The sequence below is a fragment of the Flavobacterium kingsejongi genome (assembly GCF_003076475.1).
GTDB classification, from domain to species: Bacteria; Bacteroidota; Bacteroidia; order Flavobacteriales; family Flavobacteriaceae; genus Flavobacterium; species Flavobacterium kingsejongi.
Map to the genome: position 1 here is coordinate 448,816 of NZ_CP020919.1, position 21,028 is coordinate 469,843.

General features: G+C 37.9%; 19 protein-coding genes. 1 reads left to right on the plus strand and 18 read right to left on the minus strand.

What is annotated here, in order from left to right:
- Positions 1-6 precede the first annotated feature (6 nt).
- The 4 genes from FK004_RS02035 to FK004_RS02050 are packed head-to-tail and all read right to left on the minus strand — an operon-like array spanning position 7 to position 4,058.
- Positions 7-2,118, minus strand: coding sequence for a DUF4301 family protein (locus FK004_RS02035; RefSeq protein ID WP_108735741.1), 2,112 nt, complete (start codon positions 2,116-2,118; stop codon positions 7-9).
- Complete coding sequence (pnuC, locus tag FK004_RS02040) at positions 2,079-2,702, minus strand: nicotinamide riboside transporter PnuC (protein WP_108735742.1); 624 nt, start codon at positions 2,700-2,702, stop codon at positions 2,079-2,081. Before pnuC ends, FK004_RS02035 begins: the two co-directional genes overlap by 40 nt.
- Before the next feature lie 2 nt (positions 2,703-2,704).
- Positions 2,705-3,430 carry a phosphoglycerol geranylgeranyltransferase gene (locus FK004_RS02045; RefSeq protein WP_108735743.1) on the minus strand — a complete coding sequence of 242 codons (726 nt, stop codon included), beginning with the start codon at positions 3,428-3,430 and terminating at the stop codon, positions 2,705-2,707.
- A 1-nt stretch (position 3,431) separates the two neighbouring features.
- Positions 3,432-4,058 carry a 4'-phosphopantetheinyl transferase family protein gene (locus FK004_RS02050; RefSeq protein WP_108735744.1) on the minus strand — a complete coding sequence of 209 codons (627 nt, stop codon included), beginning with the start codon at positions 4,056-4,058 and terminating at the stop codon, positions 3,432-3,434.
- 162 nt (positions 4,059-4,220) lie between these two features.
- Here FK004_RS02050 and ahcY point away from each other — a divergent pair, with 162 nt between their 5' ends.
- Positions 4,221-5,537 carry an adenosylhomocysteinase gene (gene ahcY, locus FK004_RS02055; protein ID WP_108735745.1) on the plus strand — a complete coding sequence of 439 codons (1,317 nt, stop codon included), beginning with the start codon at positions 4,221-4,223 and terminating at the stop codon, positions 5,535-5,537.
- Between the two features lie 102 nt (positions 5,538-5,639).
- On the opposite strand, the gene FK004_RS02060 is transcribed toward ahcY, so the two are convergent.
- The 14 genes from FK004_RS02060 to FK004_RS02125 form a co-directional block, all read right to left on the minus strand.
- Positions 5,640-6,251 carry a hypothetical protein gene (locus FK004_RS02060; RefSeq protein WP_108735746.1) on the minus strand — a complete coding sequence of 204 codons (612 nt, stop codon included), beginning with the start codon at positions 6,249-6,251 and terminating at the stop codon, positions 5,640-5,642.
- On the minus strand, positions 6,236-7,303 hold the full coding sequence (locus tag FK004_RS02065; RefSeq protein ID WP_108735747.1) for a hypothetical protein: 1,068 nt from the start codon (positions 7,301-7,303) through the stop codon (positions 6,236-6,238). The genes FK004_RS02060 and FK004_RS02065 overlap by 16 nt, the downstream gene beginning before the upstream one ends.
- Before the next feature lie 41 nt (positions 7,304-7,344).
- Positions 7,345-8,127, minus strand: coding sequence for a DUF4280 domain-containing protein (locus tag FK004_RS02070; RefSeq protein WP_108735748.1), 783 nt, complete (start codon positions 8,125-8,127; stop codon positions 7,345-7,347).
- A gap of 64 nt (positions 8,128-8,191) precedes the next feature.
- Positions 8,192-8,881 (minus strand): hypothetical protein, encoded by a 690-nt coding sequence (locus tag FK004_RS02075; protein ID WP_108735749.1) that lies wholly within the window; start codon positions 8,879-8,881, stop codon positions 8,192-8,194.
- Between the two features lie 36 nt (positions 8,882-8,917).
- Positions 8,918-10,549 (minus strand): DUF4280 domain-containing protein, encoded by a 1,632-nt coding sequence (locus FK004_RS02080; RefSeq protein ID WP_108735750.1) that lies wholly within the window; start codon positions 10,547-10,549, stop codon positions 8,918-8,920.
- A 72-nt stretch (positions 10,550-10,621) separates the two neighbouring features.
- Positions 10,622-11,224, minus strand: a complete 603-nt coding sequence (locus tag FK004_RS02085; RefSeq protein WP_157956000.1) for a hypothetical protein — start codon at positions 11,222-11,224, stop codon at positions 10,622-10,624.
- A complete protein-coding gene (locus FK004_RS02090; protein WP_108735752.1) occupies positions 11,166-12,839 on the minus strand; it encodes a PAAR-like protein in 1,674 nt (557 codons plus the stop codon). Before FK004_RS02090 ends, FK004_RS02085 begins: the two co-directional genes overlap by 59 nt.
- A gap of 36 nt (positions 12,840-12,875) precedes the next feature.
- The gene (locus FK004_RS02095) at positions 12,876-13,649 is read right to left on the minus strand and encodes a hypothetical protein (protein WP_157956001.1); all 774 of its coding nucleotides are present in this window, start codon (positions 13,647-13,649) and stop codon (positions 12,876-12,878) included.
- Between the two features lie 9 nt (positions 13,650-13,658).
- Complete coding sequence (locus tag FK004_RS02100; protein ID WP_108735754.1) at positions 13,659-15,578, minus strand: phospholipase effector Tle1 domain-containing protein; 1,920 nt, start codon at positions 15,576-15,578, stop codon at positions 13,659-13,661.
- Positions 15,579-15,584: 6 nt separating this feature from the next.
- Entirely contained in the window at positions 15,585-16,694 is a 1,110-nt protein-coding gene (locus FK004_RS02105) for a DUF2931 family protein (RefSeq protein ID WP_157956002.1), read from the minus strand.
- Between the two features lie 78 nt (positions 16,695-16,772).
- A complete protein-coding gene (locus FK004_RS02110) occupies positions 16,773-18,581 on the minus strand; it encodes a type VI secretion system Vgr family protein (RefSeq protein ID WP_108735756.1) in 1,809 nt (602 codons plus the stop codon).
- A 170-nt stretch (positions 18,582-18,751) separates the two neighbouring features.
- The gene (locus FK004_RS02115; RefSeq protein ID WP_108735757.1) at positions 18,752-19,459 is read right to left on the minus strand and encodes a tetratricopeptide repeat protein; all 708 of its coding nucleotides are present in this window, start codon (positions 19,457-19,459) and stop codon (positions 18,752-18,754) included.
- A 47-nt stretch (positions 19,460-19,506) separates the two neighbouring features.
- A complete protein-coding gene (locus tag FK004_RS02120) occupies positions 19,507-20,088 on the minus strand; it encodes a hypothetical protein (RefSeq protein ID WP_108735758.1) in 582 nt (193 codons plus the stop codon).
- Positions 20,088-21,023 (minus strand): polymorphic toxin type 23 domain-containing protein, encoded by a 936-nt coding sequence (locus FK004_RS02125; protein ID WP_108735759.1) that lies wholly within the window; start codon positions 21,021-21,023, stop codon positions 20,088-20,090. Before FK004_RS02125 ends, FK004_RS02120 begins: the two co-directional genes overlap by 1 nt.
- Positions 21,024-21,028: the final 5 nt, after the last annotated feature.

Consider the following 21,028-nt stretch of genomic DNA (forward strand, 5'->3'; position numbering starts at 1 on the left):
AGTGCATTATTCTGGTTGGTGTGCCGGTTTTAAAAGGTCATTTACCGTCTTTACAGGATTAAATGTAATGATGGGTACTTCTACAAATACAGTAGTCCAGTTGGCCATAGCACCATTCCACAATCCCGGTAATTCATAAGCTTTAATATTCCTGCCATCTTTGGTCTTATGCACGATAAAACCACTTCCATAGTCAACAAACGCTTTTAAATCGAACATTTCTCCCTGATAATCTCGTATACCACACACCAGATCAACCGGATTGAAATGAGAAGCCTGAGCAAAAATGGCCATCTGTTCTGCATCCTGGCTATCTACCTGCGAACTCTCTACGATTTGAAGGGAAACACTCCCATCTTCGCTGGCAATCCAAAAAGGCCCACCACCAGGCTCGCCTTCATTTTTTACCATGCCGCATACGCGTATAGGCCGGTTTAGTATCTTTTGCAAAAATTTTACCTTTTCCAAATTTAATAATGCATCAAAATCCTCAACTATACCAATACTAAGCTCAAGGTTACAGAATTCTAAAATTTCATCTATTTTTTCTATTGAAACGGTACCGTCCAAATCCCGAAGGAAAGTAAAAATTTGTGACTGTAATTCAATCAGGATCCCTGCTAAAGCCTTTTTATAACGGGCAATTATAGCTACATGATTATGGATCACATTGTCAATATTTTTTATAAAAATGATATCCGATTGTAATGTATTGAGGTTTTCTATTAGTGCGCCGTGGCCTCCTGGACGGAAAACCAGCTGTCCCTTCTGATCCCTGAAAGGTTTATTATCGGATGTTACAGCGATAGTATCAGTAGCATTATGCTGATAGGAAAAATTAACCTCTAAACGAATACCGGATTCATTTTCGATTTTACTTTTTACCTCACTAATAATTTTTTCAAATCCCTCCTGGTGTTTTTTCGTTATGGTAAAATGCAATTGTGCTACACCATTTGAATTGGCATAAAAAACACTTTCATGCAGATGTTCCTCCAAAGGAGAAGCAATATGGTCATCATAATGATGAAAAGGCAAAATACCTTTAGGCTTATTGGCATAATCAAATGCGGGATCGTCCAGCATTGTTTTGATGAAATAATAACTTTCCAGATCTTTAGACCAAAGTTTCTGATCGCCATAACGTTCCCGAGCCACTTTTATAATACGTTTATAAAAAGGCAACTTTTCTTTTCCAATCAGGAAAACCTGAAGCTCTTTATCTTTTTTTCGGTTGATATAAGCATTGATGCTTTCCCGCTGTGGATTATACTCTACCAAAAATTCTGACAGGAATTTAAACATTCTACTGGCTGCACCGGAAGCGGGTACAAATTTCTTCAGTCGGAAATCGTCTTTACGCTTACCAAATAATTCTTCCAGATCTTTAGCATCATCTTCCGTTAAAAACTTAATACCGTCTTCAGGGGTAGCTGGCCGCATTAATGTTATCTTTCGGAATCCATGACGATAAGCTTCAAACTGTTTTTCGATATTGCTCACAGGAATACCATGATCGTAGATCGCGAAATAATCTTCCGAAGTAAAACCCAACGATTTGGCTTTCAGGAGTTCTATCACAATCGTTATTCCTTTTTCAAGGCGCTCTTCTATTGTTCCTGAAATAACAATGTAAGGTTTATTGTTACTGATCAGTGCTTCCCGGTAGCGGTTGAATAAAAACTGACGCTCGTTAGGGCGATCTCTCAGATCATCTTTTTCCCAGGGCACATCAATGTCTGTGAGTAGATACAGATCATAGGTATGCGCTACTGCTGTTGTATCCAAAAGCGGATCACAATGATTGTAATATATTTCCGAAAAGACCTTAGTTGTCATTAATGTAGTATCGGCAAACAGTAGTTCATTCGCTTCTGCCACTCCTTCATTTTCCAACTGGATCTGTCCGTACATAATAGGGATAAGATCTTCTGCTGCACACGTTGTCTGCGTATTATCCCATTTCTGCTGCAAAAAATTGCGGGCAAATTCCGGGATCCAGATTGTATTAAAATGTGCTGCTAATTGTTTCGCCAATGTGGTTTTACCCGAACTCTCCGGACCATATAGGGCAATTTTTATGACAGCTGTTGTTTCTTGTCTAAGATTTTCTTCCATTCGATATAAGCTAAAATTGCCAAAACAGTAAAAATGACATACTGCAGGGACAGGATTCCTAATCCCCTATAGGCATAAAGTGGTACGGCAATAAGATCTCCTATAATCCATAACGTCCAATTTTCGATTTTCTTGAGTGCCATGTACCACATTCCCGTAAAAAATATGCCTGAGGTGAAAATATCGATATAATTCTCGGGCCTGATTTTCTTCCCAAATAAATGGTAAATAGAATATGTGACCGCAATAGTAAGAAAAAATAGTAATACCCCAATAATTTTCTCATTGGTATTTGTTCTGGAAATAGGCACCAAATATTCATCATCCTTTTTTCGGGACCAATTGATCCAGCCGTATATACTCATGAACGAAAAATAGACATTCAGGGACATATCTGCAAAATAACTGGCTTTGTAGAGCAGGTAAACGGTAATAATTGTTGCAATAATCCCGGTAGGATAGACAAGGATATTTTCCTTTTTTGCATAATATACACTCAGGATTCCAAAAACAAAAACAATGATTTCTAATAAGATGTCCATCGCGGTAGCATCTTTATAAGCATCGAGAAAAAAATCAATCATAATTAAGCCTTTTTGTAATCAAAAAAATTATTGTCCTTTTCGAAAGCTGTTCCAATAACCACAAGGTCTGCTCCGGCTTCATAGGCTTCCTCCATTGCGCTACGGCTTCGTATGCCGCCACCTACTATCAATGGAACCTGGATATTGGAGGCAATAAGCCTGATTGTTTCAGGGTCGACTTTTCTTTCGGCACCGCTTCCGGCTTCAAGATATACCAGTTTATGCCCTATCATGGTTCCTGCCAATGCTGTTGCGAGCACAATTTCAGGTTTATCCGCAGGAATGGGAAGTGTGTTGCTCACATAGGAAACGGTAGTTTGCTTACCGCTTTCAATGAGTATATAGGCAGTTGAAATTATTTCAAGGCTTGTTTGTTGTAATATGGGTGCAGCCAATACCTGTTGTCCAATCAGATAATCCGGATTGCGGCCGGACAATAAGGAAAGGAATAAAATCCCATCTGCCCTGGGAGTAATCTGTGATACATTTCCAGGAAACAGCAGTATCGGCAAATCAAGTTGCTGTTTTAATAACGCAACCAATTGATCCAGGACATTCGTCAATAAAAGACTGCCTCCCACAAAGATATGTGTTGCTGGTGATTGTTTTATTTTTCTGATCAGGTGTTCCGTATGTTCCCAATCAATCTTATCAGGATCTAATAACACGGCCAGTTGTTTTTGCTTTTTTGCTTTTGCAGAAAGCAGGTCGGAATATATTGTTCCCATGTTAATCGTCAATTGTGTAAACCATAGTAAATTCTTCTATCTCTTCAAAAAAGACCTGGTAAATGCTATTAATTTCTTCAAATTTCACTTCTGTCCTGCCCTTTTTTTCTTCCATCGTAAAAGGCAATACATTCATATTCTGCTTAAAGCTGAGCCCGTTTCGGGAAAGCATTTTATAAATCGCTTCCTTAGCTCCCCAGATTACGATAAGCTTACGCACAAAATCATCTGCCTGATCCAAAAACTCAAATTCAGCATCTATAAATTTATCTGCGATACGGATTACTTTATCCCGCCTCAATTCAATATCGATCCCCACATTTTTATCGCTAATGATAATTGCCGAAAAACCATAGGAATGCGTTATAGAAATTTCTTTACCGTCCTTAAGGTGAGGCTTACCATCATCATTGTAATACAGGTCAAAATCGGTATAACCAGCGGTTTGCAGTAACATGCGCACACTGAGAAATCCCCTTTGGTGTGATTCCGACCGCATTCCTTCGAGACGCGCCATGCAAAAATCTTTTAGCTGCACTGCCCGAAAAAGGTCATTGTAGGATTCGGTTATTTTCCAAACCAGGATCTGAGTGTTTTTAGCGACGGTGAAAGATGTATATAAAGGCATTTGTTACCGGTAAAATATAATTGGAAATAGCACATTTTTATCAATTTGCTATTCAGGCAATTAAGGATTATAATAAAATTGTAAATTCCACCAAAAACTATTTTAATACAGGGGAATTACTTAAATTTGCACAAAATTGATAATACAAATATAGACAAATAGATGAGTACAACGACATTGCCATTTGTAGCTTACAAAGTGAAAGACATTTCACTTGCAGCTTGGGGAAGAAAAGAAATTGAATTAGCAGAAGCGGAAATGCCAGGATTAATGGCACTTCGCAGTGAATATAAAAATGAACAACCTTTAAAAGGAGCTCGTATTGCAGGATGTCTGCACATGACAATCCAAACTGCAGTTTTGATTGAAACATTGATTGCACTGGGTGCAGAAGTTACCTGGTCTTCTTGTAATATTTTCTCTACACAGGATCAGGCTGCAGCGGCTATTGCTGCTGCAGGAATCCAGGTTTATGCCTGGAAAGGCCTTAACGAAGAGGATTTCGACTGGTGTATTGAACAAACTTTATTCTTTGGTGAAGACAGACAACCATTGAATATGATTCTTGATGATGGTGGTGATTTGACCAATATGGTTATTGATCGTTACCCACATCTTGTAGAGGGAATCAAAGGATTATCTGAAGAGACAACTACAGGTGTACACAGATTGTACGAAAGAGTGAAAAACGGAACATTGCCAATGCCTGCAATCAACGTGAATGATTCTGTTACCAAATCTAAATTTGACAACAAATACGGCTGTAAAGAAAGTGCAGTGGATGCGATCCGTCGTGCTACTGACCTAATGTTAGCTGGAAAAAGAGTAATCGTTTGTGGTTATGGAGATGTTGGAAAAGGAACTGCTGCTTCTTTCAGAGGTGCCGGATCTATTGTAACAGTTACTGAGATCGATCCAATCTGTGCTTTACAGGCTGCTATGGACGGTTATGAAGTAAAAAGACTGGATACTGTGATTGCAACTGCTGATATCATTATCACAACAACAGGAAACAAAGATATCGTATTGGGAAGCCACTTCGAAAAAATGAAAGACAAAACCGTTGTTTGTAATATTGGTCACTTTGACAATGAAATCGACATGGCTTGGTTGAATAAGAATCATGGTGCTTCTAAAATTGAAATCAAACCGCAGGTTGACAAATATACTATTGCTGGAAAAGACATTATCATTTTGGCTGAAGGTCGTTTGGTAAACTTAGGCTGTGCTACAGGTCACCCAAGTTTTGTAATGAGTAACTCTTTTACAAACCAGACACTGGCTCAAATCGAATTATGGAAAAATAGTGCGGCATATAACAATGACGTTTATATGTTACCAAAACATTTAGATGAGAAAGTAGCTGCTTTACACCTTGCTAAATTAGGGGTAGAATTGGAAACTCTTAGAGAGGATCAGGCGGCATACATTGGTGTTGAAGTTGCAGGTCCATTTAAACCTGAATATTACAGATACTAATCTCTGATTATCATCATACTAAAAACGCCTTTGCAATACAAAGGCGTTTTTTTTATACTCTAATTTTAGGTCTCTGATCTTATTTCAATCTAAACCAACCTGTTATTCCCATTTGAATTTTTGCTTTTGCTTTTTCATTTCAAGGCATTTTTCCACAGTGAACTGCGTTGGACAATCAAAACAGCTAAAACTTTCTTTTTTCCCAAAAAGTTCGGTATACTTTATTGTATTCCCGGTTAATCGCTTATTAGTGCCATTATCATAACATATGATCGTAGCCGGATAATCGGTATAATCGTCCTTCCCTAATGCCACTTTAGCTGAACCATTACTCGAAGTCACTTTCTTTACAACTATCAAATCCTTTTTATTTCTTTTGAAGTAAACACTTTCTGAGGTAGCAGTAGCAGTATTGTTAAACGTCAATTTAGACTTGCCTTTCTCTTCTTTGACCACAACTAACACTAATCGGTCAAATATAGGGTTACTCTCCTCATTCCCACGTCTGACTATAGTTACGGGAGTCTGAACTAATAACGTCTGGCTTGCTATCTTTATGGTATCAATAATGATGCAATCCGTACATGTGCTTACTGCTTTTCCATATAAAAAGCCAATTTGTTGCTTCCCTTTAAAAACAGGAATACTGTCAGTTTGTGCCAGAGCAAAAAATGGCAGTAAAAATAAGGCGGTTATAATTATTTGTTTATGCATTCTGTATCGTATTTAAAAAACTCTTTTGTCCATTTCGTATAACTTTTTCGCTCCGCAATATTGGTCAGCCCTCCATTAATTGCAGTAGTTACCGCTTCTATATCAGCATCTGCCAAGCCACCATCCATAGCATTGATAGTGGCTGTTTTATATACCGTTGAAAACCAACCTGCCGAATTAAAGGAATGGAAGAGATTCTCTGATATATTTTTGGCAAACGTTTTTAATGTTTCATAAAAAGGAGCATCCAGCCCTTCACTATTTGCTTTGGCGCGTTTTTTTACACATTCCCCAACACTTTCATAACCGCTTCGGTGTTTGATATATACATCGTAAAGATTAGTACTGTTGACGTAATCGTAATAGGCTAAATAATTATAATCGTGTGTAATTTGTTTCATCCCACGTCCCTGAAAAGCCACTCCTCCCTTATAATTATCGGGCACTTCCGATCTGCTCTCATAAGTATATTGAAAACTAATCGTCTCCAGATACATTTGCCCTAAAAAATGTATTTTACGTTTACAGGTTTTAATGCTGAATTTTTTAAACATCGCATTCATCTCATCTGTAAACAATTTTATCTTATCCTTATTCTCAGTCAGGGTTCCGCTTTTCACCCGTATAGCGCTAATATATTCTCCTCCTCTATCAAAAAAGACCTCTCTTTTACTTTTATAATTCTGTTTATCCCGCAAATTATAAATAATATCCAGCATTTCATCTACTTCAATATCCCGGTTGCAATAACATGGTGTACCCAGTAATTCCAGGCGTTCATTATCTTTATTGATAAATTCATGTGTATTATCAGGATATTTTACTGTAGCTACTGTATTACTTACCTCTGCTTTTAAGTACAAGAAAGCATTATGATCCTTACGTTTATCAAACTTCACCAATTGGGCTTTCAGGTCTTCTGCTGATTTGGGCTGTAATGTGATCTCTTTGGCAAAAATATTAGGCTCTTCTATCTTATCTTTTGCAACATCAATCACGATAGTTGTCTTCTCGTCTTTATCAATAAGGAAAGGCACTGAACTATCATACACAGCTTCTGCATTTGTCAGTTTATTTTCTTTAATTTCAACAGCTATATTTCCTTTATCCCCATTGTAAACTGCAACAACCCAGACTTTCTTTTTGATTTGTATTTTTTTACTTTTTCAAAAGATACTATGTCTTTTGTTTTTTTGCGGTACTTGATTTTTATTGTCTCGCCGCCAACTGCGGTTTTAAATGCTTTATCTGGAATATAGGACAATACATGCTCCTTTTTAAGTTTCTGTTCCGATATAAAGCGTGCAGTTATCTTATCTTGATTTTCCCCTTTTTTAGCCGTAACTGTTTCTTCTGCTTCTTCATACAGTGGAGTCACCACTTTTTTACCAAAATAAACAGCAACCAGTTCGGCTGCCATTGTAGGTATTGGTGCCGCCGCAGTAGTTACATTGGAAGGCACACTACGCTGGCCTGAATCGGTAATCTCAATGGTACTCCCACCATAAAGGCATGGTATGGTACTTTGTTTTAGCAAAGGCGATTTATCCTGTACTAATAAGGTTCCTGTATTTTGCCATTCTCCAAGTTGCATCACGGAAGCACAAGGAAGTGCCATATTAGGGCTTTTTTTACAGTTACCCGTAAATATGAGGCTTTTCATATCCTTTTCAACAACTGTAGCCGTTTTCTTATCCTGGGTGGTAGGCGTATCAAAATTTACCTTCAGGACACCTTCAGGATTAACACAAAAATCACACTTTATCTTCGCCTGGTCGATGACCAGTTTTAAACCTTCAGCAACGGCTTCCTCCTCGTTCCTTTCTTCCTTTTTTGCTGCTATATCCTGCTTATTATTTTCTTTTATCGCTTCCATAGTATTTAATCCAGTTCTAAAATCTTTACATCCGCACTTATAATACTTTAGATGTTTACCTCTCTTACAACAAACGCTTTTTTATCGGAGTCATGATATATTTATTGATTTCACCCCATGAAACAAAAACCGGAAACTGCTGATAACCGCTATTCCGATATTCGGCCACTTCGGCCACTGAAAATTCCAGGCCTTTAATTTTAGCATGGTGATCATGAACTATTTTAAAATTGGCCAAATCTTCTGTTCTGGCTTTTATTTTAACTCCCTGCTGTTTGAGCTTCTTATTTATTATTTTCAAAACCTCAGCCGGATTATTAAAGAATTTCAAAGCAATATTTTTCCCTGTCTCCAGATCAAAACAAAAATATTGGATTGCTTCCCAGGGCGATCCGTAGGACTGTATTCCTACGGATACATTCAAAAGATCATTTTTATCATAATACACCTCATAATGTTCAAAGCCATAGTTTGCTTCCCGCAAGGTATTCTCTGTAATATGGGCCGATAAAGTATCTTTCTTTGCCTTTATCCTTTGTTCTGGTAAAGCAATATAAGGTTTATCAAATACATCGTAAGTGCTTTGAAGGGTTTTATAAATGGCTGTATTTGCAGTTGTATTTGCAGTATTAATTTTAAGCTCTTCTAATACATAAAAAGTGTTATCAATCCGCACAGAGTCCTTTAATATTATTGCATTCTGGCCTTTGACCGGAATTACAAAAACAAAAAACAATAGTAAAGATTGTATCATTATTTTTTCATGCTTCCATTTTTTTATCTGATGCACTTATTTTTTACCTACCGGAATCTTTTTTTCGTCTTCTTCCAGAATTTTTATAGCCTGGTCGTCCTTGAGCAATTTCCTTTTTTCAAGATATGCTTTTGCTTCTTTTTTCTGTTGTTCATTTCCATTTTCCAACATCAATTTGAAATGCCTGTTGATATCAAAAACATCTTCTTTCCTTGCTCTGATAAGATTGTTTTTTCGGCTTTTTTTACCTGATGCAAGATCATATTCATTGATACACTTAATAACAAGATCAATATTATCATTTTGTGCATGATCTTTTGCATACTTTTTTCCCTTTTTTGTACCTGAATTCCAAAAATATAATGCAGATTGCGTTGCATACATTGCATCGGAAGAGATCAGTAAATATTTCCCGCCTAAAGCCACCCCCGGTTTTTCTTCTGTAAAGTCTATAGCGCCTGAAGTATCACCAGGAAATGGATGTTTATTTCTATATTCTGCAAAACTTTTATAATTCCCTCTACCAGTCAATTGCTTTAACCCTCTTCCTTTAAATTTCCATCCATCACGCGTGAGTTCATCCCCATTTCCTAAGCCTCTTCTGTCGCCAGTATATGGTGCATAAGCGCGTGACAATAATGGCACTCCAAAATGAGTATGTGGTTTCAGATAAATTTTATAATCAACAGTTTTATCCGCTTTAAGGACTTCTTTAATTAATTTATCTACTTTTTTCTTTTTATCTTTAGGATCAGTCTCTCCAAGATATTTACAATAAAGTTGCTTGTCTACAATTGTGGGTTTGTCTTTCAATAAGAGCGTTTGCAATTCATCATTTGTTTTTGTTATTTCAACCCCTTTGTCATTAACAATCTTAAATATAGCTGTTAAATTATCTTTCAATGACTTTACAATCGTTTCATTTATTACTATCGGAGAAGAACTAAATATACCCGGAGGATTCGAGTTGCTTTCATATTCAGCAAAAGTATCAAAATTGGCGCTTTCGACGGCTATTTGGGCTACAAAATGTGCTTTCCTTAGGCAAGTATCCAATGCAAAATCTTTCCTGTATTTATTGAGATATGGAAGTATGGAGTCTATGATTTTTGTTTGAGTTGCCGATAGTTTTTTTAGTCCCATTGAACTTTGTAGCAAATCTGATGTGAACTCTTCGTCACAATGTGGGCATTTATAATCTTCTACTACAACCTTCGGCACAGGGGCTCCGGTCGCAGCAACATCTGAGGGAACGCTACGCTGGCCTGAATCGGTAATTTCAATGGTACTCCCACCATAAAGACATGGTATGGTACTTTGTTTTAGCAAAGGCGATTTATCCTGTACTAATAAGGTCCCCGTATTTTGCCATTCTCCAAGTTGCATCACGGAAGCACATGGAAGTGCCATATTAGGGCTCTTTTTACAGTTCCCCGTAAATATGAGGCTTTTCATATCCTTTTCGACAACTGTAGCCGTTTTCTTATCCTGGGTGGTAGGCGTATCAAAATTCACCTTCAGGATACCTTCTGGCTTAACACAAAGCTCACACTTTATTTTTGCTTGGTCAATGACTAATTTTAGCCCTTCGGCAACAGCTTCTTCCTGATCCCGTTCCTGTCGCTTTTCCGATACATCCTGCTTATTATTTCCCTTTGAATCTTCCATAACTACTCTTTCTAGACTTCCTGCATCTCGCTCCCTACTTAGAATTTCACCCGTTTATCCAAAACGCTATAACTAATTGAAATCCGAATATTTCTTATATTTCGACTTCAATGATTTTATGAAACTGTTCCGGAGTTCCGGTGATAATTCCTTAAGCTTGCCATTCAAGTTATCATTAACTTTACACGTACCATTTTCGGTGCAATGGAAATTAATATGATAGAGGTATTTTTTAGTATTATAAAAAATAATAAAAGAGGCCTTTATATCGCTATCGGAATTACCACAGTAAAAAAATGGAATAAAAACCGCTTTTATCTTATTGAATTCTTCTAACCAAATATCATTTTCCCGAAATAATATCATTTCCATCTGATAATCCTCATCATTATAAACCATTTCCTGGCTGCCTTTACCATTTTGGATTTTAGCTTCGATTTTTGTCTCATGCCCGTCAAATGGCGGCCGATCGGGATTGCATAATGCGTTTACCATTACAGTAAGTTTGTTTTTTCCATTTTTATCATTCCATGATTTATGGATCGTGACAGAATCAGGCAATATCGTTTGTGCCTGTAATGGAATATATAGTACCAGAAAAAAGAACAATCGCATTTTATGCCACTGTATCCGCTGTAAGTTCCCTGTAATAAATTGGTAATTCATAATCTTCATCTGCTATAGTATATTCAATTGGAAAAACGCTCGAATTCCGGACACTGTAAGGACTTACTTTCACCGCATCACCCTGATTCCCGCCCAAACCGTAAAAGTGTGTCCCATTTTTATCTTTAGCCACTGCAAACGTGACATGCTTTTTATTGTTTACAACACAAACAGACCCTACGGCAAGTTTGTTATTGTCCGTTTTTTTACCCCATACCGGGTCATCAAATTTTTCAGGCACAGGTACTCTTTTACCATTCACCGTTTTCGCCGAAGCCCGGTATCGGGTTTTTATTTCACCATAGGAAAAAGCCCCCGGATCTAACTGCGCAGAAAAATTATTCTGGCTAAGGCACCAGCCGACAAATGAAGCACACCATGCATTGGTAATTGTTGTGCACCCCGAAGGTTTATGTTCTCTGTTGATCTTATGGTATTCATCGATAATCCTGCTACAATGTGTGGCTTCTGTCACTCCCGTTTTTCGTTCCTGACGGGCAGTAATTAACCAGGGCTGTTCTTTGTATTTTAGTTCGAAATATTGTCCTTCTTCGTTCAGGAATGTATTGGTCAATCCTTCTGTCCCTGCTTTACCTTTATATTCCACTTCCTTTTCGTCCGATTTCACTTCGATGTACAGGAATGCTTTTTTATCAGCATCTGCCAGGATCAGTTCCGCCAATTCAAAGGAAAGATCATCCGTCCTGTGGTTTAACATGAGTGTGAGTATTGCTTTATTTTTAAAGTCTGCAGCATTTGAAATTTTCACATCATTGGCATAATTATCTACTGCTACTTCAAATTCTTCCTGGGGTTTTATAGTCTTATAGTTTGCCGCAGCTGTCACCACTTCAACATCTTTCATGTTGATTAGTTTCACCGTAGCGTCTACATCCGACACTACTTTTTTCTTCCCACTCCTAACCTTAATTTTTATTTTTTTACCGGAAAGCCCTTCTGTTTCTACGACTAAGGCAACCTGGTAGCTTAACCCACGTTCTGATATTTTTTCAAGGGTCATTTTTTGGGTGGTTACTTTTTTAATAACCTTAACTTTTTTCTTCAGGTTTTTATCATAAACTTCGGTCTCCTGATCTATTGGATCCCCGGCTTCTTTGGTTATTTTAGCAAAATAAGCCGAAAGGATTTTTACTTTAGTTTCTTCTTTTGGAGGTAATGCCGCTCCGACAGCCTGAAGATTTGCAGGTACACTACGCTGTCCTGAATCGGTAATTTCAATAGTACTTCCTCCATAAAGGCATGGGATCGTACTTTGTTTTAGCAAAGGCGATTTATCCTGTACTAATAAGGTTCCCGTATTTTGCCATTCTCCAAGTTGCATGACCGAAGCACAGGGAAGTGCCATATTAGGGCTCTTTTTACAATTACCAGTAAAAACAAGACTTTTCATATCCTTTTCGACAACAGTAGCCGTTTTTTTATCCTGCGTGGTGGGTGTATCGAAATTAACAATAAGGGTACCTTCCGGTTTTGTACACAATTCGCATTTTATTTTAGCCTGGTCAATAACAAGTTTCAGCCCTTCACTGACCTGCTCTTCCTGCTTCCGTTCCTCTCTTTTTTGGGAAAGCTCTTCTTTATTATTTGCTTTGACATTTTCCATAACACTACCGCTTATACACTTTGAGATGTGAACTGATTATCCTAACAATAATGTGGAATATTTAATATTCATTAGATCACTCTCGCTTTCTATTAATGCTTCAACCAAGTTGTTATCATTATAAACCAACTCACCTCTATAATTTGTTACTGATAATTCCTGGTTTTTAGGTCTTACAGTTGGGATTCCTTCAATTTGATACCGTACAAATTCTTTTTTCTCCGGGCTGATGGACTCCTGAATTTCCTGATTCCCAAAATCAGACAAAGAGTGCTTCCTTACAATAGGCATTTCCCAAAGCAGATAATGTCCGAATAAACCATTAAAATAAAGACCAAACATTTTATAATCCGATAGGAATTGAATTAGCCTGGCTTCATCATTAAACAAATTCGAAACTTCCAGGAAATAATTTCCAATATAATCTCCTTTGTATTCCTTTTGTAGCTCCTCCTGTGTTATGTTCCACCTGAGATTCAGTTCTTCCGTGTTGTATATTCGTACTATCTTTCCTGTACTATCCACTCCAGCCTCAATTTCATCAAAAGCATAGCCGATTTTACGGATCAGGAAGGCATCTGCTACTGCTGTTGTACTTTTGATGAAAATTTTTGCAGTAAAAATCTGGTACACATACAAATTATCCTGTTGCCCTAATGGCATAATCTCCACATTTCGAATATAGGATCGTTGAATAGGGTTTCGTGCATTCGATAGATCATCTACAATAGTTTCAAACCGATACAGATAGCGATCTCCAGCTTTGGGCCTGAGATGATATTCCTTTAAGCCATATACTGTAGAAATCATTTTTGTCATTTAGTGTTCAACTCTTTTTCTGTCATTACGAGGATCCATTCCCATCCAGTCTCTGTTAGCGGACCAATGTAAATACTGATTGCGCAATTTTCTTAAAATACCCTGGGGACCGCCGTAAATTACAACCTCTTCCAGCTGTACAGTTCTTGGAATATCCTCATTTTTAGTAAATTTTTCTTCGTATAAATACTGCTCTAATACTTTCGGATTATATACTCTTGTATTATCGGCTACTGCAGGTTTTGTTCCATTTGGATTTATCATACTCCATTCTTCCCTCAGCTTTTTCATGTTCTCTTCCGCTTCTCTCTGGTCAAGTTTCTTTTTTAGAACTGCATCATCTTGAAAATGCCATTCCGGACTATTATCAAATACATATTTATGCAATTGCTTTTTCGCATCCTCTAATAAATCGTGTCCCGCAATACTGTATTCCTTATCCACATTCTTAACAAGCTCCTTACTCATGTGTTTCACACAATATTCAGCCATAAAATGAAGTGGAATATAACTGTATTCTTTTTTTAAAAAACGGGTTCCTGTAAGCTTTGTATATTGTAAAACACCTTTTAAATGTTTTTCTTCACTAATAACAAGTTCTTCTTCTTGATACCAGTAATCTGTGATGAGTTTTTTTCTGAAATCATCCAGTTTTTTTTGTGGATTCCAGGAACTATAAGAATTAAACCCTACCCCTGGATGCTTGTTGACTACTTCTATTTCATCTACTGTTTCCATGCCTGTTTCGTATGCGCCACCTATATCACAATGGACACCGGGAAGGTTTTTTTCAATCCCGGAAATCATGCGGGTTAAATCAAAGTTTTCCCGATGTTCATCTTGGGCTGTAAAGTGTACGGCCTGGCTGAATCTTCCCATATTATTCAGTTGTAATTGTTCCACATCATCACCAAAATTAAAACTGGATCCTAAAGTTGCATGAACAAGACCCCGGAATCCTACTCGTTCTGCAGTACCCATATCTCCAAATTCTTCATAAGAAGATACCGTATCATATACTCCAACGAATCGGACTTTTACAGACAAATTACTTACTTCCTCCTGCGTCATGATACCTTTTTCCAAAAGCTTATACCCTAAATGCCCCAAACGTGGCATTAGATCCTCTTTTAAAACAGAACGCTGCACTTCTTTTCCATCGGTATCAACAAATATCGTTTTATATTTTTGTACCGGTTCGTCGGTATAACTTGTCATCGGATAATATCCATCAGGTACTTTTTTGTCTTTTGCTTTTTTGATTGGCTTTGCATTGACTTCATACACAAAATTACGTGCGGCGGCGGCACCTCGGCTGAAACCAAAGACATCCACCGTAACCTGAGTTAAAACTTTATTGGGTTCTTTCCTTTTTTGTTCATTAATTTTATCGGCGAGCATTTCACAACCTTTACGGACTTTACCCCTGACTCCGGTTATACCTGATCCATATTGGAATCCGTCATCAGTATCTTTTGTATTATCTAAAGTTCCAATTCCTTCAATATAAATAGTATAATTTGAATCACAGCAAAATGACATTCGTGCAACGTTGGTATAATCGTTACTAAAACTATTGTCTACACCCAATTTATCTAACGTCCCTCTATGTGAACCTTCCAAATAATTCAAATATTCGTTATCTCTCTTTGAATTATCGTATTTATTAGTTTCAAAAGTATATTTATAAAGAGTGTCTTCCCGTTTTCTAATTTCATCTACAGCTTTTTCCTCTTTCTGAACTTCCTCTCTTGAATTATCTTTTGCTAACTGATCCTCACCCGGGGTTCTATATTTTTTCCTAAGCCTAGTATTCTCCCGATTGTTCAATGTTCCATCAAAAAACAATCCGAATGTGAGATTTAATTCATCTTCCGGAACTACGCTAACGCCTGCATTATAAACAAATGTCTGTCCCATAACTATTTATTTTTTTCGCGATTCATATACTTTTACATCACTATTGGTCAACGGTATTTCTTTCCCATTACTTTTTAGCACTACAGTAATAAATGTATTGAGCTGATTCACCCGAAATTCAATTTCAATATTGGCCTTTTTGTCTACTTTATGGATTTCACTAAATGCAGCAACTATTTCTTTTTCATCAAATTTAACCGTACCACCATAACGTTTTCCATTGGCGGCCCTCCATCCGAAATTGAATGTGTTTGGAATAGCTCTGGAAACATAGTCCGCAGTTGGAATGTTTTCTTTGATTATTTCTTCTTGTTCCCCATTAAAATTGGCAAAGAAAACATCTTCCATTTTCCCCTCATTTTGTACAACGAAAACAGGACGCCAGCTATATCGTTCCCTATAACTGTCCCATAAATGGAATGGAATGGATTGGTTTTTATTTTTGTGTTGGAATTCTTTAGGCACTATTTTTTCATTCTCCATAATCTCTTTCCTGTATTCAGAACTAAAGAGAAGTTTTTCGTGACTATCCAGTTGTGCTATTTCTTCTGCAGGAATTACAATTTTATCTCCTTTATAACGTCCCACTTCCACTTGCCTTCCGGGGCCGGAAAGCCATATTACAACCACACCGCCCGGAGCCATCCCTACAACAATGTAATTGTATTTTTCATTTCGCATTTCACCATTCGCATCTTTACTGGGATATCCCTCTCTAAATAGGCGAACCATTTTATCATAGTCAATTGCGGTATCTACATGGTAGAAAGTATCCTCGGCATAAGAAAGCCATATTACATCCAAATGTTTCGGTACCCCTTTTACACCACTACTCATACTTCTCCCCGTAATACCCCATGGGCCTCCATGAGTTCCGAGATATAAACTAGTACTGCCTCCATCCCATTCCAAACTACCATGATAGACGTCTATAGGATATCCTGTTGGACATGATATTGTTTCCTGCCAATAAAATTTATCCGTGGTAATGGGTGCATTTGTTCCCGTATTTGTTATAGTCGTTGTATCCATTTGCTTTTTTGTATGTTCCTGGCAAGAAGTACCAAGAGTCAGTAACAGTGTTAATCCGTATATATAAGGTTTTATTAATTTCATTAGTCTCGAATTTTCTAATACTGAAAGCTCCACCTTATTGTGTATATCATCCATTTTGATTGCTCTTTTTCGCAGGCTTTATCCTTTATTTACTTTGGCATCTATAGCTCCCAATACAGTAGCTACCCCGGCACTCTGGAAGAAAATATCACCATGTTCTGCTTTGTGGGTTGTAGTCGCTGTACTTTCGCTTAAATCACCTCCTATTTTTACGGTTTTATTTTCATTTATGGTTTCAAAAGCTTCCATTGCCTGCAGCCTGTCTTTCATTTCTATAGTGGTTGTCCTGTTTTCGCCCACTTGGGTAATCATATCTTTTCCAACATTAATATTGAAATTCTCTCCTACAGTAAACGTCATATTTTTCGGAGCATTTACAGTGATGTTACCCTTTCCATCCATTTTCCAGGTATTGCCACTCGGATCCTCAATAAAAACACTTCCCTCTGCATCATCCATTATTACTTTGGTACCTGAACGGGTTTGTATTACTTTTTTATCGTTGCCCGAAGTATGGTATTCACTCATTGCGGGACCGTTATACATTGCGCCCAAAACAAAAGGTTTTTCTGCATTACCACCTTCAAAAGCAATCAACACTTCTTCTCCTACCTCTGGAACGAAATAAAAGCCTTTTCCTCCTCCGGAATGCGGATTTGTCATTCGGATCCAGGGTGTATTAGTACCATTGTCCTGTTGCCAGGCAAAAGCAACCTGAATACGACCTAAACCAGACGGATCATCATTGGAGATAACTGTTGCAGGTTGTGATTCTGCCATTGGAAAGCTGTGCACATTGCCATAAGGCGGAGCAGCCACAGTGTCAGGAACTGCATCGAAAGTATTATGGTAATTCCCCGATTCATCACAGACATGCGTTATATCGGTTACGAGGTAACTTCCAAAACTTTGCTCCTGTAACCCATCAGAAAGATTACCGGTTAATGAGAATGCAGGTTCTTTTATCTGTACGACATCCCCAATCCGCAATCCGGTTTCATCAGAATCACCTTTGGCAGTCACTAAATCAGCAGCGCGGGAATTGAGTTGTGTGGTCACCCGATCCATCAGATGGGTTCTGGAATTCCCTTCTTCTAAAGAGTGGGAATATAAAAGCGTTGCACTATTTGGAAACAGTAGCTTAGAAGATTCATACATTGATTTTGAATAGCCTTCTGCTGCATAATCCACTTCTGAAGAACTTGCTTTTTGGGTTTCTCCATTCGAAGGATCATAACCAACATATTCAAAAGCAAGTGATTTCGCCCGCATTTCAATATTAAAAGAATGTAATGTCCTTCCATATTCAAGGGTAAAGGTTTTTGATTTAGGGGCTCCAAAACGAAGTTCTTCCCCATTATAATAAAACCACTGCCCTTTTTTCTGCGCCATACGGCATAAAAAAGCGAAATCACTTTCCCCATATTGAACCGTATAAGGCATTGTAACACTATTCCGAATTTCAACTGCAGGTTTTAAGTTTTCCGTATTATAGCTTTTTAGGACTTCCTGTACAATATCCGAGAGGGAAGCATCAGTGAAAGAACGGGTATTAGGCGGGCCTTCCAAAACTATAGTAGGACTATATCCGTTAATGATAATACCACCCGAAGCGCCAGCTGTTCGCACCATCTGCGCCTCTGTTATTACACCCGTAAAGAGTAATGGCGAATCGGTCTGCATATTGTTTGGCGCTATTGTTATTTTTATAGTCTGCCCTACATAACCCATAGCTTTATCAATACCCTGGCTTACAAATTCCTTAGGCAACGGTTGTAGTATTGAAAAGCGATGGTGCGTATGCACTTTTTGGTTGATCACCAACTTAGAGAACCGGGTTAGGGTTTCTCCGCCAATCTGAATTGTAATCTGAGTACTTATAGGCATGGCTTAATATTTTAAATGAAACTTCCAACTGTTATCAATCCCTATAATTCTTCCGAATCACCAAAGGATGCTACAACAGGAATCGTATTATTACAGATTATACTTTTATTCTATTTCAAATTTCAATGCTAAAATTTGTGTTGTGATAGCGGTACAATAAAATGACTATTTTACTGATACAGGGCTACCAATCTATCTTTCGCCCTCGTATAATTAGGCTCCACTTCCAATGCTTTTTTATAGTCTGCCGAGGCTTTATCCTTTTTTCCTAATTCCCGGTACAAATCGCCACGATTCGTGACAATCTGGGCACTTTTGGGAAATGTATTTATAGCTACAGCATAAGCCTCCAGTGCTTCCTCATATTGTCCAGAAGCATATAATAAGGCGGCTTTAAAATTATATCCGATACTCCATTTTGGATATATTGCATTCAGTTGCTGAATCACTTTTAAAGCTGAATCTACCTGATTGTTATCTGCCAGTACAGTTGCCTGATTGATATAAAACCACTTATTATCTGGGTTTAATCGTATCGCTTCTCCAAAAGAGGCTACTGCAGCAACCGATTGTTGATTTTTGAGTTGCATTTTGCCCTTAAAATTTTTGATATCCGCATTATCCGGATCTAATCTTTCAAGTTCTAAGGCAATCTCCAATGCTTTTTCATATTCCTGGGCACGAATTGCCGCTGACGCTCGTTTATTCAATTCTTTTACAGCTGTAGAAAAGGAACTAATCCTACCGGTCAAGGCCTCATTTTCAACTTGTAATTCCTTGCGATATGCTTCATCCAGTTCGTTAGATTGCTTTTGCCCCAATACTGGAATTACAGACAGGCAAAAAACCAATAACTGATATACAAATCGCTGCATCATACTGTACTATTCAAATTATACATTTATTTTGAACCGTTTTTCAATTGCTACCAATACGGAATGATCTTTTCAATTTTAGCATCCTTCAAAGGGACGAAAAAATAGTATTCTTTATAATAATCGATAAAATTCTGATCTTCAAATTTGCCATTCCCCTCATGTGCTTTTACGATTACAAGCTGGTCTTCTTCAAGATACCCATAATAATACGTAAATTGTTTTCGGGGTGTTACATAATTTTGAATGATTATCCTGCTATCCTGCAGCTTATAATACCCTTCAAATAAAGTCGCTTTCGGATGGAGTTTCCGCGCTTCATAATCCGCTATAAGTGCATGCGCATAATCGGTACTATTTTTCAGTTGATGTTCCAGATCCAATATAAGATTCGATTGTCCACCACGATAAAATTTATAAAACTTATGCTCTTTGGGTTCTTTCTCCGTTCCTCCATTCTCATCCGTTTTTATTTTCTTCAATACATATACACCGTCAGTACGAAGTAATGTATTGGAGGGCAACACAAAATTGGGATCAAAAAAAGGATAATCTTGTTTGACATAACGCTTTTGTGCGCAGGAAGAAAAAAAGGCAACCAAAATCATCATAGCATATAAATTACTTTTCATCAGAACCCTTTACTAAAATTAGGCCCCACCTGAACTTCCCAGTAATCAGGGCGTTTTGATGGTATAAGGTGGAAATTTATCGTTCTGTGGATTACATCCTGAGAAATCATATGACTCGCACCCAATCCGTTTACCCTTGCAGTACCATTTGGTGTCCTCACAATACCAGAAGTCCTTCCCATATTCAAATCGAAAGAATGCTGTTCTGCTGACCACGGTATATTATCCCTACTGGCTTTTAAAAAATCAGTATCAATTTCGCTTGCGAATGTTGGCGTATAGTTCAAAGCACGATTCCTGGTGCGTTCCAGCCAGCTTCCCTGATTGGTCTGTGTGAATTCCTCCAGGCTTTTTTCAGCATTGAGCCTATCGCGCTCGCTTTCAGAATCGGTATCGGCTGTAAAAACATCACTGGCGACAATAACCTGATAATCGCTATTTTTAGCTCCAAATGTAAAATTACCACCACCCGTCCACCAACGGTCATGTCCATCACTGATCCCTATCTTTTTAAAGGCACCAAAATCATTATACGTCTGAAAGCTAAAATCACCGGCACGCAGTTGTACAAAACCAACATGCTGATTCCTTCCACTATTGTTCAGTATAAGATTGGTTCCCATGGTAGCAGAATATTGATACCGGTCTTCCAGTCCTGATCCGCTATCTACATGAAGAGGATAAACAGTCATAGGATTACCATGTCCAGCTCCGGTAGTAATTTTCCCGGTAAGGACAGTATCAAAATGCATCATGTTGCTATCGGATCTGGCACCAATTCCTCCGTTGTAAAAGTTAACGGCAAGATTAGCTCCCGGCTGTACAAATCCCATCCTCTTGCTCACTCCCACTCCGGCAGTTCCGCTCATATATGATTTGCCGCCACCGAAATGCCAGTTTAAACCGAAAAAAAAGGTAGTTTCAAGTTCGTCCATAACTA